The organism is Brucella sp. H1_1004, assembly GCF_047308065.1.
GTDB lineage: Bacteria > Pseudomonadota > Alphaproteobacteria > Rhizobiales > Rhizobiaceae > Brucella > Brucella pseudogrignonensis_B.
On sequence record NZ_JAYKZA010000001.1, the window covers coordinates 565,484 to 580,384 of the forward strand.

The window sequence follows — 14,901 nt, forward strand, 5'->3', positions numbered from 1 at the left end:
TATCTGGCTGGAAATGATCTGAGGGCGGGGCAGGGCATTGCATCACATAATCAATTCGGTAATGCGCGGGGCTGTTGGTAATGACCGATGAAGGGCAGGAGCGGGCGCTAGGCCGTGTCGAAGGCAAGTTTGATCATATCATCAGGGATCAAGAACAAGCCGGGTCAGACCGGAAGCAGCAATATGAGCGCCAAGAGAAAACCGAACGTCTCCTTGAGGAGATGAGCAGGCAGATGAAAGGCATGAACCATCGCCTTGAAAAGGTCGAAGAACCCGTTGCAGATTTCAACCGCTGGCAAGAGCGTGGCGTTGGAGCGATTATGCTTGTATCTTTCGCAGCCGCATCACTCGGCGGGTTATTTGCTACCTTTGGAAAAAAGATTTGGGCGCCGATGACTGGAGAAGGCGAGGACAGAAGAAGGGACATTGAATTATTCTCAAATATTTTTGGAACGATTTCGGCCTATGCACATTAAGCAATTGGCTAATATGTCATTGAAAGTTTTGGAGAATTTAGATGCGTCGTATTCTGCTCGCTGCTGCTGCAACTGTTGCCCTGGTTTCTTTTGCTAACGCTCAGACTGCCACTGTTGCAGAAAAAGAAGTGTTTGTGACTGCTCAACCGACTGCTGTTCTTAGCTATAATCTTATCGGTTTGAATATCGTAAATGGCGACGACAAAACCATTGGGGAAATTAAGGACCTTATTATCTCAGATGGTGTACTAAGTGGCTATATCGTGTCTGTTGGCGGCTTTCTGGGAGTTGGTGAGCGTTACGTGATTGTTGCCCCTGATGCCGTGGATATTACCTATTTTGACGAAGACAAGAAATGGTCGGCAGTTATGAACTCGACCAAGGAAGAAATTGAGAAGGCGCCAGAGTTCAAGTACGATGGTCGCTGGGCAAAGTAATTATTGACAAAAGACTATGAAAGCCGCCCTTCGGGGCGGTTTATTTATTGTGCACAACTCGGCGGGGATATGCGTGTCGTGAAAGAGATATTGCAGAGGATGGAAGCCGCACAGAAAAAGGGGCATTAGGTTCATGAGAGGTTCAGTGAACCTAAAGAGAGCCATTTATTCGTTTCTCTTATTCCGTCTAACCTATTGATGTATCAGGAGTTCGAATGGTGGGCGTAACAGGGATTGAACCTGTGACCCCTACAATGTCAATGAAATTTTTAAACGTTTCCATTTGTTTCCAGAAATTTCTTTTAAGTCGATTACGTTATTAATTTCAATGCCTTACAGTTTCCATCTGTTTCCACTCGTTTCCGGCCATATTCCCATACTTCCATTTTTGTGGTGAGTATATGGTGAGTAATTCGGAAATGTGGGGGTCGCACGGTGCCAAAACTTACCAAGTCAATTGTCGATAAAGCTGAGCCAAAAGACAAGCAATATACGGTCTGGTGTTCCGATCTCAAAGGCTTTGGCGTTTCCATTAATCCGGCTGGATCACGTTCTTATATTGTCGATTACCGGACGGCCGACGGCGCTCGCAGAAGAATGACAATCGGGCGGCATGGCTCGGTCACGACAGAAGAAGCACGTAAGCTGGCTATCAAGACGCTGGGCGATACCATCCGGGGCGATGATCCTGCTCTTGAGCGTCGAACGCGCCGCACTTCTTTGACCGTCTGGGAACTGTGCAATAATTATCTGGCAGCTGCTGGCAAGGGACTTATCATTGGCCGAGGCGGTCAACCAAAAAAGCAAAGCACTGTTGCCACGGACAAGAGCGCCGTCGATGCTCACATTGGCCCATTGCTCGGCAAGAAGCTTGTCATTGACCTCAAGCGTGCAGACATAGTGAAATTCATCCGCGATGTATCGGCAGGCAAGACAGCAAAGGCATCTGAGAAGTCCGGCAAGTTGCGTGGGCGCATTCGCGTATCGGGTGGCACCGGTATTGCCACGAGAACAACAGCAACGCTTGGCGCTATCCTTTCTTATGCTGTGTCTGAGGGTATCATTGAAACAAATCCGACCTATGGCGTGAAAAAGCCAGCTATAGGCAAGCGCGACAGGCGTCTATCACCTGCTGAATATAAGGCATTCGGCCAAGCGCTGCGAGCTGCTGAAACTGATGAGACGAAGGCATGGCAAGGCATTCTTGCTTTGCGTCTGGCTGCGCTGACAGGTTGCCGGATCGGGGAGATTGAAAATCTCAAGTGGTCTGAGGTCGATCTTGAAAACAGCTTGCTCAAGTTAGAAGACAGCAAAACCGGGAAGTCTATTCGTCCGCTCGGATCCCCAGCGGTCGCCCTGCTGGATGGCTTGTCACGTGATCCAGGCAGTCATTTTGTGCTGCCAGCGCCACGACTTGAGAACCGACCATTCGCGGGGATCAAGCGTTTCTATCGCGGAATATTCAAGGCCGCTGGATTTGAAGACGTGACGCCTCATGTATTGCGCCATTCATTCGCCAGTGTCGGCGCTGATCTCGGTTTTTCAGATAGCACCATCGGCGCGATGCTTGGTCATTCTGGCAGTGGAATAACCAGTCGATACACTCACCGGCTTGATAGCGTTCTCATTGCAGCGGCGGATAAGATTGCGCTCGAAGTGGATCGCCAGATGGGGTTAGCATTAATTTGATGCAAACAGCTAAGTCGTTGAAAGATTGAGAACCTCATCTAGCAAATGCCACGGTTTTGCCATGGCAATTCTGCGTTTTTCTTGCGTTCTTTGTGCGTTGCGCTTTCCAGATAGGCCAGCAGTTGCAGGCGTTTGCTTGCGTTCTGGTTGCGTTTCGACTTGAGACGCGTCAGGTTTTCACCGTTGGTGTGAAGCTATTCGCCACCCTTTTTTACTCTCCAAAGTGAAAGCATAGCCTGTGAAGGTGACAAATCTTGCTGTTCACAAGCCCGCTTATATTCTTCAACTTCGGCTAACGACTTTTCAATTTCTTCATTGCCTCTCATTGGGAGGACGGCGCCACGAAGACGCGTGAAAGACTCAGCAATTTTAGAAACGCTATCAAATATTCTGATAGCCTCACTTTCGTCCTCAGTCCGGCTCGCGACTTCCATTGCCGCGTTAAAAACATCTACATAACCGTCACACATAGGAATGAAATGTTTATCAGCGGCGAGGCCTATCTGACAAAGGCGTCGTATTGCTTCCGCTCTCGAGCGAACGCGATTTTCAAACATCCAATCGTCAAGCTCTTTGGCTTCATTTGGCGACATCATCATTTGAAATTTAAGCGTTTTCTTATCGTCAGTCATAAGCTTCTCCGTTGCCGTCAGATAAGGCAATATCCACAAGTGCGTCAATAAACGGAACTTCCGTTACTTTTTTGCTTGACGCAAGGATCGCTTCAGAACATAGTTAATCCGTTACTAACGGAACTAACGGAGGTTTATGTGAAAGAAGCACTTTCGGCCAAGGTTCAGATTATGATCGAGCCAAGCCTAATTAAGCAGATTGATGACTGGCGTTTTACCCATCGTGTTTCGTCGCGCTCCCATGCTATGCGAGAGCTTTTGAAAACAATTCTCAGAGATGAAAAAGCAAAAGGCCCGGCAACCGCGCCAACGGTTCCGAGCCAAGGCTGAATTTTCCCTACTCACAGAGAAAGAAATCAACATGTCGTTGAATAGCACAACTGCGCCCAAAGTTCCAGACGGCCAAAGCGGGAACATTCCGAATAACGCCGAAGGCTCGTCTAGTCGGCAAGCCAAAATCAATGCAGCGTATGAAACAAGTCTGACTTTGTCCGCGCTGCTCAATGTCTGCCGCGCCGCCGCGCATCTTATTGAGGACGATGACGGAAAGTTCAGCAAAACGGTTCCGGCTCACCTTGGGAAGGTACTGAAGCACGCCGATCAGTTGGTAGCTGATGTGCTGGTTGGCTTGGAAACGGCAGGTGCAAAATGAGCGCGACAAACGATAAGCGTCTTTCCGCTTGCTTCGGACAATCAGTCCAAGATGGGGAAGCCATCGCTCGCACCATTCAGGAAGCAGCTGAGGATTTGTCTTTCTTGATGTCGCAACTTCACGGCGAGTCTTTCAGCGCAGATATCAATCATGATCTGGGATTTCTGCTTAGCCGTTTGCATGCCGGTGGTGATGACATGTTCAAGGATGCAAAGCCAAAGGGAGCATCGTCATGAGCAACGATTTAAGCCCACAGGTGCGCAAGGCGGCTATGGCCAGCGTATCCTCGGTGTAAAGGATGGCGGTCAATGCTTTGTGCGCTTCTATCAGGGGACCCTCGACCAGACTGCTGACCCTGCATTGATCGCTTATGCTAATCCGGCTGGACGTTGGACCTCAGCGCATCGTGGTGCCGGTGAGTGCTATGCAATCGTCACGACCATGACGGACGTGGACAACCTCACATCTGTTCCAAGCCTTATGTTCGAAGTGCGCGGCGCTCCGCTGCATGATCCCCGCAAGGATAGTTCATTGGGGGGATCAGGTCCGCATCGTCTTAATGATCAAAGCACTTGGGAGTTCAGCAACAACCCCGCCGTGATGATGTGGAACCTTGAACTAGGCTTGTTTAACGGCACTGAAAAGATTGTCGGTCGCGGTGTAGCAGCAAGCCGTCTGCCTTTGTCTGAATGGTTCACCGCGATGAATATCTGCGATGAAATTATGCCAGATGGCAGCAAGCGTTATACGGCTGCTCTGATTGCGGTATCTGGTGATGGCGTAACGCATGACAGCAACATGACCCCGCTGCGCGAAGCGTGTGCCGGTTCGTGGATTGAAGCCGTATCAGGTGAATATCCGCTCGTTGGTGCAAATCAAGCGGTTGTTGCGACAATCACTGACGATGATATCGCATGGGAAAAGTCGTTCCAGCTGTCGTTCTCACGCACCCGCACGGAACTGGTGAACACAGTTGCGGCTTCATATGTCAGTCCTGATCTGTTTTATGAAACTACGTCACTGACAACCCGAATTGATGTACTGGCGCTTGCGCAAGATCGTGAGCGGCTTGCATCCAAGGTCGATTATACGGCTGTTACAGATCATCGTGTGGGCGACCGTTTAGCGGATATCGCTATTCGTGCATCGCGCTATCAGGCCAATGGCAGCTTCACGATACACCCGAAGTTTCTGTCGCTTCAGGTTGGGCAGTGGGTGCAGTGGGTTTCTGATCGTTATAACCGAACGGTTAAGTTTCAGATCCAGTCCAAGTCTCTCGGTGCCATGGGTAGTGACAGCGTTCGCGATGTTTCGATCTCATGGCAGGAAGTCGGCGACGGCATCTTTGACCCAACAGCTTACGAAACTAACCCGCCAATTCCGATCCCAAGCGGTCAACCGGATTATCAGGCGCAACTCTCAAACTTCAACGCTATTCCGAATAAGGTTGTGGGGGCAGATGGTCGGGAGCATCCGGGTATTCGGCTCTTTTGGGATGCTATCATTGATACGACTGTGGAAGGCGTTGATATTCAGTATTGGCCCGACAATGACCCGTCACAGCTGTTCAGTAATTATGTAACGCGTGATGTGACCGTTTTTCAAATTGTGAACGGTCTGACCAGTGTTTCGGATTGGTGGGTACGGTATCGATTGCGCGTTGCAGCAGGAACTCGTCCTGTCGTTTGGTCTGCGGCTGTTAAGGTGCGAACTTTAAATGCCCAAAGTGAACAGAACCCGATTGATTACAAGGGGCTTGCTGAAGACCTCAAAGGCTATCTGGGCTGGATCGGCCCACAGATGCGCGAAATCATCCGCCAAGCGGAAGAACTAGCGACAAGAACGTCTGATAATCACAATACCAACTATTCGGATATTCAGCGTCTGAGCCGTCAGCTCACAAGCACGTTCAATGATGCAAAGGCGCAATGGCAAGAAGAAATTCTGGTCGCAACTGGCCCAAACAGTGCGATTGGTCAGCAACTAACCCTTATCAACGCGCAACTGTGGGATAATACCGGCGCGAGCATTACACAGCTTTTACAGGCTCGTGTTGATGGCGTGGAGGATGAAGTTGAGGCCCAGACCAATGCAATCACCAGCCTGACGACTGCCGTCAATAATGTTAGCGCGAATGCCACTTTCCGAATGGCAAGTTCTGTCGCTCCTTCTGGCTGGAATTCTCGTATCGGTATGCAGGTTGAAGGCGGGACGGTTGGTGACTGGAAGAGCGCCGGGCTGTTTCTGGACGTCAACAGTACACAGGCTCGCATAGCGTTGATGGCTGCGCAGATTGTTTTCACAAACGGCACGGAGTTTTTTCACCCTTTCGTTATTCAGAACAACGTCATGTATGGCGAAGGCTTCGTCATGGACTGGGCGAAGATCGTTAATGTCTCGATCGAGTGGGCGCAAATTCAGAATGCTGTGATCAACAATCTGATTGTGGGAACAAGCAATCTCGACTTCAATGCCGTCACAGAAAGCAAACAGGTATACTATTCAGGGGCATTTCCGAGCAATCAGCATATCATGGGAACACTTGTTGTTAGCTCCCCTCAGGCTAACACAGGTCTTTTAGACTGGTCATGTAACGGGACTATTTCTGGAATTACCGCCAGCACAACCTCTGCGACTATAAGGCTTGTAAATACAACTTCGGGCGTTGAACTAAAAGCATTTGTAGTCACAAAACCAAGTGGGGTCTCCTCACAAGCATTTACGATTTCTTCAATGGCAATTGATGCGTCAGCAGTCGTAGGAAGCAATACGTATGTTGCTAGGAAGGGCTACGATGACAGCGCCTCATCAGGCGATGTTACTGTCAACAACACGTCTTACATAAAAAGCCTCGTTTGGAAGCGCTAATCAGCGCTTCTCTTAAATCTCGAAAACTAAATCTCAATTTAAACTTACCGTGCGAAGAGCGCGGGGAGGTAACACATGGCCGTATTGCCTGATTATGTCAGCGGCACGATTTCGCTTGCCAACGGATCAACAACTGTTACTGGCACTGGAACATTATTCCAGGTGGCGGCATTCAAAGCTGGCGACACGCTTCAAATCCAAAACCTGACCGCCGTCATTGCAAGTGTGAACAGTAATACGTCGCTAACACTTACCGCGCCGTGGACAGGGACAACACTCACGAATGCGACCTACCGCGCTCGTTATCTGCCAGACGGTGCGCGCGTCACTGCGCAGACTACCACTCTGATCGAATTGCTCGGCAATGGTAATCTGCAATCCATCGCCGGTCTTACCAGTGCTGCCGACAAAGGCATCATGTTCACGGGTGCAGGTACGGCGGGGACGTTTGATCTTACGGCTTTGGGTAGGGCAATGCTCGCTCTTACTGGCACCAACGGTAACATACCCGTCATGACTGGGTCTGGAAGTGTTGCAAGTCGCCCTATCGTGGGTACCGTTTCTGCCGCCAATAATGCGCTTATGGAGACTGGAAATAATGCGAACGGTTTCTACTTTCGGTTCGCCAATCGCCTTCAGGTCTGCTTCAATCGGCAATTTGTGTTTGATGGCGTCAGAACATACCAGCTGTATGGATCGTGGACCTTTCCCGCCGCGTTTAACAGCTATAACGTCGCCTTTTTAGGGTCTGCAAGAGGGGCTACGGGTGAGGCGTCTTGGACTGCTGATAGTACGCTTGGTCAAGGTGATTGGGGTGCAATAAGCTTCTCAACTATTTCCGCAAACTTTTCGTCAGTTTCTGTTGGCTTCAATAAGATTGCGTCCGCTGCTAACCCCGGTGCATCTGCGAAACTGTATGGTCATCTTGTTGCAATAGGATTTTATTGATGTTCAAGATAACTTTTTCCCCTCAAATATCGGAAGAACATCTTCTTGTGTCAAAAGCGGGTGATGTCTTAATAATCAACGGCGATGCTCTGGACTTTTCAGAACTACCAGAGGGTGGGGAGTATCCCGCAGAAGCAATTGAAAATGATTTTGTCATCGGTGGCGTGACACGCATTGGCGGTGAAATCAAAATCACCGTGCTACTTCCATATCAAAATCCCGATGCGCCGGTTTCTGTAACATACCCGGCACCAGTTTCTATTGTGCAGGACGGCGCAGTCTCCTTGCCTGTAGGTCGATTTGTGGAGGTCGAAAATGCCGGTAAATAAAGCACTTCTGGTTACGTCAGATATGAAGAAGGCAGCGGCGCTGGCGTCTGCTGTGAATATTTACCGCCTTGAAATCCAGTCGATGATCGATAATAAAGCGCAAGCGCGCCAATACGACAGCGGCGCAACCTTGGCGAGCTACGTCAACTCGACAATTCCAGAATGGGCGAAGGAAGCGCAAGTATTCGTCGCATGGCGTGATGCTGTATGGCTTTATGCATTAGCTGAACTGGATAAGGTTCAAAAGGGTGAACGTGAGCAGCCGAGTGTTGCTGACTTCTTGGCTGAACTGCCGGTGTTTGAGTGGCCGCTATGAATTATTTTGGTCGGCGCAATCAATTCAGGGAGACAGCGGATAGAGCCGTTCGTTATTTCCGGGAGCAGGGCCACACGGCGTTGCGTGGGGCTGTCCTTAGCGCTTGTGCAACGATGCAATTCAAGGCTACCGAGGATGAAGAGCGGGAAATGATGGACATCGTTCGAAGCAAATCCAAACGATAGACCGCACCGCCGCAAGGCGGTTTTTTTGCCGAAATGGAATTATCTTGGCAAGCGCCACATGAGATAACTAGCTAAAGCAAAAGCAAAAAATGCTGAACCCAAGAGCCAAAACTCAGGTTGTATGTTTTCTAAAATATTCATGCACGCTCCCACGTAACCCCTAACCGTGGCATCAATATTCGAGTGCGGTAGTGGTCACAAGTGGGTGTAACTGTCGCACTTTTCAAAAGTATACCCCAGATGCTGGCGGGCGATCTGGGGCTGCACTCACCCAAGCGAACCCCCGCCTGTAAAGTGCATTGTCAATGCTACCAGAGCGATTAAGGCTTGCAGACGCAACTTTAGTATTAGGCGTCAATTAAAAGAAAACCCCGGCAGCACGGGGGTGCAAACCGGGGCCGCGCCAGATTGATGGTCACACCTCACCGTCGCACATCGATCATCTCACAAAAATAGGAAAAGACAATGAATATGCATCTTGGCGATACCCGCCTCTTGATTGAGGCAATAGAAAACCCTCATCCGTGAAGATGCGGGTTTATTAGCTGCGATTACGCATATCCATAATCATTATAACTACTGCTGGTGCAACAATCGCTAACGTTAAAGACGTCAGCCCGACATTAAACCAATACATAACAACCCCATAGTACCCGCCAATTAAAACATGTCTTATATCATCAAGTTTTAAATTCAAGCACCGTCTTCACAAAATTTAAACATAGGAAAACACAATGGACAGAACCGTACCAGCTGGCGCGGCGCTTTTGCTCGACTTTATTGCACAGACGGAAGTCGGAAGCACAGGCCGCGCATCTTATGACGTGATCTATGGTCACAATCAGGGGAAGTTGCCAAAGCAGATCACAAGCATGACGCTTGGCGAACTAATTGACGCACAGGCTTCTTTTACGAAGCGCTTCAAATCGTCGGCGTCGGGGCGTTACCAGTTCATGCGAGCAACTTTGCAGGATCTTTCGCGGGAGCTTGGTTTGCGCGGTACGCAGGTGTTTGACCCTGATTTGCAGGATCGCCTCGGCTATCACCTGCTTATCCGTCGCGGGTATCATGATTTCATCTCTGGCAAGATCAGCCGGACAGAGTTTGGCAAACGTCTCGCGCAGGAGTGGGCATCTTTCCCGGTGCTGGCCGCAACCAAGGGTGCGCACCGTGATCTGACACGCGGCCAGAGCTATTACACTGGCGATCCGCTGAATAAGGCGCTTGTTACCCCTGCAAAAATTGAAGCCGTTCTGAACAAGGTGAAGACTGCTGGAGTTGTCCAGCCAGCCGCAGAGGTTATCGTAGAACAGGTGCCGGTTGTTGCTGATCCGGGTGAGCTTGGCACCAAGCCATCGCACAGTAAGACAGTATGGACGTGGGCAGGGGCTGCAATCATGTCGGCAGTCAGCGGCGTTGGTTCATTTCTTGGCGGGCTGGATTGGCGTGTGCAGCTTGTTTTTAGTGCAGCAATCATCGGTTTTGCAATCTACGGCATTAAGCGACGTCGGGATTTGTTCAAAGCCGTTAAAGAGCTACAGGCCGATTTGTCATGATCTGGGCCTTAATCCCCAACTGGTTGAAGATAACCGCCGCCGCTGTTCTGGCGGCATTTTTGTGTCTGGCTGCAGGATATGTGGCCGGAACGATCAAAGAGCGTCAGCGGTCAGCATTGGCCGCAGCAGAAGCAACCGCAAAGGCAATCCAAAAGAGGGCGGATATAGATGAGGAAGTTATCAACATGGATGCTGTTGCTTTGTGCAAGCAGCTTGGCGGGGTGCGCGAGCAATGCGACAAACTGCGCGGGTTGGAAGCAGATAAGCCTTAAGCCTGACACCGCGCTCTATCTGGCTGGCAGTGATTTGAAAGCAGGGCAGGGGATTGCAGGACATAATGCCTACGGGCGGAAAGTATGTGGCTGGTAATGGGCGATGATATTAAGTGGCTGATCGGGACATCTATTACCCTCTGCATTTTCTTTGGCGGGGTATTGATCGCTGCATTCCGATCTCTGTCAGCATCAATGAAATCCGGCGACGATGCTTTGCACGAGAGAATTAATCGGACACGCGATGATTATGTGCGCCGTGTCGATCTGGATGGTCATGTCAGCCAATTACGTGAGGGCATGAAGGAACTAAAAGACGAAACCCGCGACAGCGCCAAGGAGACAAACAAGCGTCTCGATCAGGTACTAGCAGTGCTGGCGCAGGATAAGAAATAAATTAGCATTGGATATGCAACTTATCACCCCGATACATTTGATGCACGATCTAGCGCTAGTAAAAGCTCGTCAAATTTCTCTCGTCGCGCATCTCTTATGTTATTTAATTCGGCAATAGCTATGCCAATGGCTCGGCTTGTCTCATTCAGATGAGAGCCTTTCACCGATTTTAACTTCTTAGCAGCGCTTAACAAGTCTCGGTGCTTAGGCATGGGCCTGCTTTCAATAAGAGTATGTGGGCTTAACCTTCAGATGAGCCAATGGTTCCGCTTTAATTGGAAGAATATCCAAGCAGGACAGACGAAGAGGCATTGACGAGTTAAGTTGGTAAAATGCAAGTGACAGAGGGGAGATATGAGCTTTTATTTAACTTCTCACACGGAACTTATTCGCCCATCAAAGGTTCGCCTTCTATATAGCTTTGTTCTGGCAGGAGGAATATATCGTGAAAAAGTTAAACCCCACCGAGGCGCGGCAGGGTAAAGAAGGCAAGCCAGTTCTCATTATATTGTTGATCAGTCTTGCTGCGGCGGCAGTCGTTTGGATTGGAATAGAAATATTCGGCAATGCGATCGAGCCAGAGGATCCAGCTAATAGCGAGCAAACCGTGCCGCCAGCTTCTACCAATTAGATAAGTGCTTATTCTATTCGGTTGGATTGACACCTATCTCGCCTTTTCGAATTTCCTCTGAGACAATCGTTATGGCGTCTGCTGCTTCATCTGCTGACCAGCCCGCTTCAACGGCTTCCTCAATGAGATTACTTGCGCCGGGGATGCTTGTTCCATCAATGACCGCTTCTGCTTCTTTTGGAGAGCGCCCTTCTAAGGTTGCCTGTTCAAGGAGTTCTGCAACTCCCTCAGAAACAGCCTCTTGGCAATCAATTTCGCGATCAGGATATGGTCCTATCTCTTTTGGGCCCAACATTGCCTTCTACCTTTTGTGACTTAGTCAATATTAATCGTTAGATCTATCAATATAGGGCTCGTTCGGAAGTTTTTTTTCATGGTTGCCGGGTGAGTTTGACTGCTCGTGTGTAGGCCTCTCGTTTTGATCCTTGGGATCAACGGGGGCAGGATCAGCCGATTGATCTTCACGAGCCAAATCAGGATCTGTCCAAGGGCTCTTTTTTCTATCCACTTGTGTCTCCTCGCACTTGAATTTCATTAAAAGAGAAAACCCCACCGAAGTGGGGTTGTTGAATTAAGCAGCTTTAAGGTTGACTTTTGTTTCTGCCAGTTTTGTCAAATCGTGATCTGTTTGACCTTCTTCCTTCAAAGTTGCGTCAAGTAGCTTCGCAACATCCTTGTGTCCAAGTTCCGTGGCCCAGCGTTTAAGCGTTCCATATCTTGTAATCTCGTAGTGTTCGACAGCCTGAGCAGACGAGATGAGGCCAGCGTCAAGGGCTTTTGTGCCCTTAAACTCCTCGATGATTTCTTCACCTTCTGCGATAATTCCCTCAATAGCATCACAAGTTTTGCCTTGAGCGCGTTTTCCGATCAGTTCGAAAACCTGCTGAAGCCTTTCGATATGCTCCTGAGTTTGTTCCTTATGTTTTTCGAATGCTTCTTTTAGTTCTGGCGCTACAGCGGCCCTAGCCATCTTTGGCAATGCCTTAATGATTTTTCGTTCCGCGTAATAAATGTCTTTGAGTGTATCGTAGAACAGATCGTCGAGTGTCTTTTCTTTGGAAGTTGGCATTTTTCTCTCCGTTAGAGTTTATGCCCCTGCATGGAGAATCAACGTAGCCAAACCTTCTTGGTTCCTACCAAGTCCAGAAAATGTTGGCTTTATATTATTTGAACAATGAAGCTTCATTGTCGTTATTCGATGAAAGGTCGATTAAATCCGCGTCTGGCAGAGGGGTTTGCATTTCTTTCGCTTCACCCCACGGAGCGCGTAGCCAAGTTTCGATTTCCTCTTTTGTTCTAAGTATGACTGGCATTGCTTTGGGATGGACTGGCTTAACGACTGCGTTAGGCTCGGTGGTCAGGAAGCCGAATATATCGACTTCAACTGGTCCTTCCTTTTTCTTCCGGATGCCTTTCCATGTCGTCCAGATGCCAGCGAACGCAAATAGCGGCTTTTCTTCATTCAGAGCGAACCAGTGCAGCGGCTTGCGCTTCGTCTTCGGATCTGGCGTTTGACCATATTCAGAGAATGATGTGGCCGGAACTACGCAACGGCTTTCAACGCCTTGCCAGCGCCGCCAATGGGGAGAGGTGAGATTGCGAATGTTCGTGACGCCTGAGTCGGCCTCGCCCTTTACATATATCGGTGGCGTGGGCATTCCCCAGCGAAGGTATGCAAGTTCATGCTCTCCATCCGTGAGATTGCGCAAAACAGGTGCTGGATAATCTGGGTAAACGTCCAGCTGAGGATCGACACGGTTCGTCACGTCTGCGAATTTCGGAAACAGCCGGCGCATGGCCTCATGTGTCGTGGTGATATTATATAGGTTGCACATACAGTCCTCCTGAGCGTGAGAGGATAGGGCGCGAATTGAAGCTGCCCAGCTACCCAGCCCGATAGCGGATAGTTCTATCGAGGAATTTTTCTAACGCCAAACTGACTTTCACCCTTTGATTTGCAAACTGTGCAGCGCATTCGTTTGTGAAGCTCGATAAAATAGGTATGCGTGCCAAACTTGCGCAGAATGATCTTGTGCTGAATTGGTCCAATATGCCCGCACAGAAAACAATATCCATGCAGCTCATACCACGACACCATATCCTTGATACGCGTTTCAGGCGGTATTGCTTCTAAGTGGCGGGGTTTTGATCGCATTTTTCAAAATATGTTTCCCACGGCTTAGATTTTTTGTCCCATGGATCGTGTATAACGCCGCCATAAAGCCTGATGAACTCTTGCTGGCCTTCTTCCGTCTGAAACATAGCTATTTCGAAATATTTGATGTCATGACGTGCACCGCCCCAAAGGTGATATCCACCCAGACGCGTCCGGTCATTCAACATTTGGATAAGATTTTCCCGGTGCCAATCGGTCATGAAAAGCACGACCTGAAAAGGATATTCTTTGTTGATGAGCGTCTTTGGTGGCTCGCCGCGTGGTCTGCTCATTTTGTAAACACAGTCGGCTTCCAGCCACGAGCAAAACCCATCGACATTGCAAGGCTGGCGTACTCGATCTCTTTAACCAGGAAGTCGCGGTCTTTCAGAAGCGCTTCAATTGCTGCCCGCACATCGCCTTTGTGATAGGCAAGGACCAGCTCAATTTCATTGTCATATTCATTTTCTTGCGTAACCGCATTCATTGTACTGCTCCATTAAAAAGCAGATACACACGCCATCCGTATATCTGTGATTGTCACGACCGCCATCGATGTTCTTATTTTGTTCATGGAGGGCAGAGAGTCAATCTCGAAAGTGAATGTGATCAGAAAAACTAACTTGAAGGTGTATTGTTCAGTATCGAAAACTGAGTCTCTGATCAGAGGAGGCGCTGAGGTGGAAAAGCGGAAAGCTGATATACTTCCCAGATGGATCACTAAGGCTAAACTGCAAACTCTTATGCAGATGGAGCCAGAGGAGGCTCTTGAAGAAGCGCTGCGCCTGCGAGCGGAATTCAACAGAAAGCGGCGCGATAACAGATCCGCACGTAAAGAGATTGTCGCTCTGCAGGCGAAGAAATGGTCCCGCCGATACAAAACAAAAAGGAGGGAAACAAGTCGAGCTCGGTTGGCCAAAATCAAAATCGAAGACCCAAATTTGTATCGCAGTATTTGCGATAAAAAAAATGCGCGTGATCGGGTCAGACGGCTGGGCAAAAAACAAGTTCGCACAGACGCGATGCGTGAAAAAGACCGCCGAAAATATCAGCGTATCAAGGCACAAGATTTCGCGCGCGCTAACCACACCGAAATGTGCAAGCTTATCAGCGTTCATGTGCCCGGCTATCTCATGGCCGCTGCGCAAATGGACGTTATCAATTCCGTTATGGTGCAAATTCTCGATCGGAAGGTGCCTTTCAATGAGCTTGCAGCATGGGTGAAGAAATCAGTCACCGAATACAACCGTCAATATAATTACTTCAAGACTGTTTCTATTGACGCCCCGATCGCTGGAATTGATGGACTGACACGAGGTGATGTACTTGCTGACGACACCCCGCATTTTTAATCGCTAT

The 14,901-nt window shown here is 49.2% G+C and carries 21 protein-coding genes; 15 read left to right on the forward strand and 6 right to left on the reverse strand.

Annotated elements, in window-relative coordinates; translation table 11 throughout:
• The first annotated feature begins 80 nt into the window (after nucleotides 1–80).
• The 3 genes from U2P60_RS02760 to U2P60_RS02770 all read left to right on the forward strand — a co-directional run bounded on the left by U2P60_RS02760 (nucleotide 81) and on the right by U2P60_RS02770 (nucleotide 2,602).
• Nucleotides 81–476 carry a hypothetical protein gene (locus U2P60_RS02760; RefSeq protein WP_413571140.1) on the forward strand — a complete coding sequence of 132 codons (396 nt, stop codon included), beginning with the start codon at nucleotides 81–83 and terminating at the stop codon, nucleotides 474–476.
• 41 nt (nucleotides 477–517) lie between these two features.
• A complete protein-coding gene (locus U2P60_RS02765; RefSeq protein ID WP_313828850.1) occupies nucleotides 518–913 on the forward strand; it encodes a PRC-barrel domain-containing protein in 396 nt (131 codons plus the stop codon).
• 435 nt (nucleotides 914–1,348) lie between these two features.
• Complete coding sequence (locus U2P60_RS02770) at nucleotides 1,349–2,602, forward strand: tyrosine-type recombinase/integrase (protein WP_413571142.1); 1,254 nt, start codon at nucleotides 1,349–1,351, stop codon at nucleotides 2,600–2,602.
• A gap of 194 nt (nucleotides 2,603–2,796) precedes the next feature.
• On the opposite strand, the gene U2P60_RS02775 is transcribed toward U2P60_RS02770, so the two are convergent.
• Nucleotides 2,797–3,234 (reverse strand): hypothetical protein, encoded by a 438-nt coding sequence (locus tag U2P60_RS02775; RefSeq protein ID WP_413571143.1) that lies wholly within the window; start codon nucleotides 3,232–3,234, stop codon nucleotides 2,797–2,799.
• Between the two features lie 138 nt (nucleotides 3,235–3,372).
• Here U2P60_RS02775 and U2P60_RS02780 point away from each other — a divergent pair, with 138 nt between their 5' ends.
• From U2P60_RS02780 to U2P60_RS02830, 11 genes are all read left to right on the forward strand, one after another.
• Entirely contained in the window at nucleotides 3,373–3,564 is a 192-nt protein-coding gene (locus U2P60_RS02780) for a hypothetical protein (protein ID WP_413571144.1), read from the forward strand.
• A 31-nt stretch (nucleotides 3,565–3,595) separates the two neighbouring features.
• Complete coding sequence (locus tag U2P60_RS02785; protein WP_413571145.1) at nucleotides 3,596–3,886, forward strand: hypothetical protein; 291 nt, start codon at nucleotides 3,596–3,598, stop codon at nucleotides 3,884–3,886.
• On the forward strand, nucleotides 3,883–4,122 hold the full coding sequence (locus U2P60_RS02790) for a hypothetical protein (RefSeq protein ID WP_413571146.1): 240 nt from the start codon (nucleotides 3,883–3,885) through the stop codon (nucleotides 4,120–4,122). The genes U2P60_RS02785 and U2P60_RS02790 overlap by 4 nt, the downstream gene beginning before the upstream one ends.
• On the forward strand, nucleotides 4,094–6,754 hold the full coding sequence (locus U2P60_RS02795; RefSeq protein WP_413571147.1) for a phage tail protein: 2,661 nt from the start codon (nucleotides 4,094–4,096) through the stop codon (nucleotides 6,752–6,754). The genes U2P60_RS02790 and U2P60_RS02795 overlap by 29 nt, the downstream gene beginning before the upstream one ends.
• 75 nt (nucleotides 6,755–6,829) lie before the next feature.
• Complete coding sequence (locus U2P60_RS02800; RefSeq protein ID WP_413571148.1) at nucleotides 6,830–7,702, forward strand: hypothetical protein; 873 nt, start codon at nucleotides 6,830–6,832, stop codon at nucleotides 7,700–7,702.
• Entirely contained in the window at nucleotides 7,702–8,031 is a 330-nt protein-coding gene (locus U2P60_RS02805) for a hypothetical protein (RefSeq protein WP_413571149.1), read from the forward strand. Before U2P60_RS02800 ends, U2P60_RS02805 begins: the two co-directional genes overlap by 1 nt.
• Nucleotides 8,018–8,347 carry a hypothetical protein gene (locus U2P60_RS02810; protein WP_413571150.1) on the forward strand — a complete coding sequence of 110 codons (330 nt, stop codon included), beginning with the start codon at nucleotides 8,018–8,020 and terminating at the stop codon, nucleotides 8,345–8,347. The genes U2P60_RS02805 and U2P60_RS02810 overlap by 14 nt, the downstream gene beginning before the upstream one ends.
• A 919-nt stretch (nucleotides 8,348–9,266) precedes the next feature.
• The gene (locus U2P60_RS02815) at nucleotides 9,267–10,088 is read left to right on the forward strand and encodes a hypothetical protein (RefSeq protein WP_413571151.1); all 822 of its coding nucleotides are present in this window, start codon (nucleotides 9,267–9,269) and stop codon (nucleotides 10,086–10,088) included.
• Entirely contained in the window at nucleotides 10,085–10,360 is a 276-nt protein-coding gene (locus U2P60_RS02820; protein WP_413572025.1) for a hypothetical protein, read from the forward strand. The genes U2P60_RS02815 and U2P60_RS02820 overlap by 4 nt, the downstream gene beginning before the upstream one ends.
• Before the next feature lie 84 nt (nucleotides 10,361–10,444).
• Nucleotides 10,445–10,756: a hypothetical protein gene (locus U2P60_RS02825; protein ID WP_413571152.1), complete on the forward strand. Its 312-nt coding sequence runs from the start codon at nucleotides 10,445–10,447 to the stop codon at nucleotides 10,754–10,756.
• Nucleotides 10,757–11,201: 445 nt separating this feature from the next.
• The gene (locus U2P60_RS02830; protein WP_413571153.1) at nucleotides 11,202–11,387 is read left to right on the forward strand and encodes a hypothetical protein; all 186 of its coding nucleotides are present in this window, start codon (nucleotides 11,202–11,204) and stop codon (nucleotides 11,385–11,387) included.
• Between the two features lie 13 nt (nucleotides 11,388–11,400).
• On the opposite strand, the gene U2P60_RS02835 is transcribed toward U2P60_RS02830, so the two are convergent.
• The 5 genes from U2P60_RS02835 to U2P60_RS02855 all read right to left on the reverse strand — a co-directional run bounded on the left by U2P60_RS02835 (nucleotide 11,401) and on the right by U2P60_RS02855 (nucleotide 14,029).
• On the reverse strand, nucleotides 11,401–11,682 hold the full coding sequence (locus U2P60_RS02835; protein WP_413571154.1) for a hypothetical protein: 282 nt from the start codon (nucleotides 11,680–11,682) through the stop codon (nucleotides 11,401–11,403).
• A 276-nt stretch (nucleotides 11,683–11,958) separates the two neighbouring features.
• Nucleotides 11,959–12,456, reverse strand: a complete 498-nt coding sequence (locus tag U2P60_RS02840; RefSeq protein ID WP_413571155.1) for a ferritin-like domain-containing protein — start codon at nucleotides 12,454–12,456, stop codon at nucleotides 11,959–11,961.
• Nucleotides 12,457–12,550: 94 nt separating this feature from the next.
• The gene (locus U2P60_RS02845) at nucleotides 12,551–13,222 is read right to left on the reverse strand and encodes an SOS response-associated peptidase (RefSeq protein ID WP_413571157.1); all 672 of its coding nucleotides are present in this window, start codon (nucleotides 13,220–13,222) and stop codon (nucleotides 12,551–12,553) included.
• A gap of 295 nt (nucleotides 13,223–13,517) precedes the next feature.
• Complete coding sequence (locus U2P60_RS02850) at nucleotides 13,518–13,763, reverse strand: hypothetical protein (RefSeq protein WP_413571158.1); 246 nt, start codon at nucleotides 13,761–13,763, stop codon at nucleotides 13,518–13,520.
• A gap of 68 nt (nucleotides 13,764–13,831) precedes the next feature.
• Nucleotides 13,832–14,029, reverse strand: a complete 198-nt coding sequence (locus tag U2P60_RS02855) for a hypothetical protein (protein ID WP_310012123.1) — start codon at nucleotides 14,027–14,029, stop codon at nucleotides 13,832–13,834.
• Nucleotides 14,030–14,222: 193 nt separating this feature from the next.
• Between U2P60_RS02855 and U2P60_RS02860 the strand changes: the two genes are divergently transcribed.
• On the forward strand, nucleotides 14,223–14,894 hold the full coding sequence (locus U2P60_RS02860; RefSeq protein WP_413571159.1) for a hypothetical protein: 672 nt from the start codon (nucleotides 14,223–14,225) through the stop codon (nucleotides 14,892–14,894).
• The last annotated feature ends 7 nt before the right edge of the window (nucleotides 14,895–14,901 follow it).

Excerpts from the sequence above, each read along its gene's own strand:
- U2P60_RS02835 (WP_413571154.1), bottom strand. The coding sequence starts at position 11,682 with ATGTTGGGCCCAAAAGAGATAGGACCATATCCTGATCGCGAAATTGAT.
- U2P60_RS02820 (WP_413572025.1), top strand. The coding sequence starts at position 10,085 with ATGATCTGGGCCTTAATCCCCAACTGGTTGAAGATAACCGCCGCCGCT.
- U2P60_RS02785 (WP_413571145.1), top strand. The coding sequence starts at position 3,596 with ATGTCGTTGAATAGCACAACTGCGCCCAAAGTTCCAGACGGCCAAAGC.
- U2P60_RS02800 (WP_413571148.1), top strand. The coding sequence starts at position 6,830 with ATGGCCGTATTGCCTGATTATGTCAGCGGCACGATTTCGCTTGCCAAC.
- U2P60_RS02790 (WP_413571146.1), top strand. The coding sequence starts at position 3,883 with ATGAGCGCGACAAACGATAAGCGTCTTTCCGCTTGCTTCGGACAATCA.
- U2P60_RS02840 (WP_413571155.1), bottom strand. The coding sequence starts at position 12,456 with ATGCCAACTTCCAAAGAAAAGACACTCGACGATCTGTTCTACGATACA.
- U2P60_RS02805 (WP_413571149.1), top strand. The coding sequence starts at position 7,702 with ATGTTCAAGATAACTTTTTCCCCTCAAATATCGGAAGAACATCTTCTT.
- U2P60_RS02795 (WP_413571147.1), top strand. The coding sequence starts at position 4,094 with ATGCAAAGCCAAAGGGAGCATCGTCATGAGCAACGATTTAAGCCCACA.
- U2P60_RS02765 (WP_313828850.1), top strand. The coding sequence starts at position 518 with ATGCGTCGTATTCTGCTCGCTGCTGCTGCAACTGTTGCCCTGGTTTCT.
- U2P60_RS02825 (WP_413571152.1), top strand. The coding sequence starts at position 10,445 with ATGTGGCTGGTAATGGGCGATGATATTAAGTGGCTGATCGGGACATCT.
- U2P60_RS02810 (WP_413571150.1), top strand. The coding sequence starts at position 8,018 with ATGCCGGTAAATAAAGCACTTCTGGTTACGTCAGATATGAAGAAGGCA.
- U2P60_RS02850 (WP_413571158.1), bottom strand. The coding sequence starts at position 13,763 with ATGACCGATTGGCACCGGGAAAATCTTATCCAAATGTTGAATGACCGG.
- U2P60_RS02775 (WP_413571143.1), bottom strand. The coding sequence starts at position 3,234 with ATGACTGACGATAAGAAAACGCTTAAATTTCAAATGATGATGTCGCCA.
- U2P60_RS02855 (WP_310012123.1), bottom strand. The coding sequence starts at position 14,029 with ATGAATGCGGTTACGCAAGAAAATGAATATGACAATGAAATTGAGCTG.
- U2P60_RS02845 (WP_413571157.1), bottom strand. The coding sequence starts at position 13,222 with ATGTGCAACCTATATAATATCACCACGACACATGAGGCCATGCGCCGG.
- U2P60_RS02760 (WP_413571140.1), top strand. The coding sequence starts at position 81 with ATGACCGATGAAGGGCAGGAGCGGGCGCTAGGCCGTGTCGAAGGCAAG.
- U2P60_RS02815 (WP_413571151.1), top strand. The coding sequence starts at position 9,267 with ATGGACAGAACCGTACCAGCTGGCGCGGCGCTTTTGCTCGACTTTATT.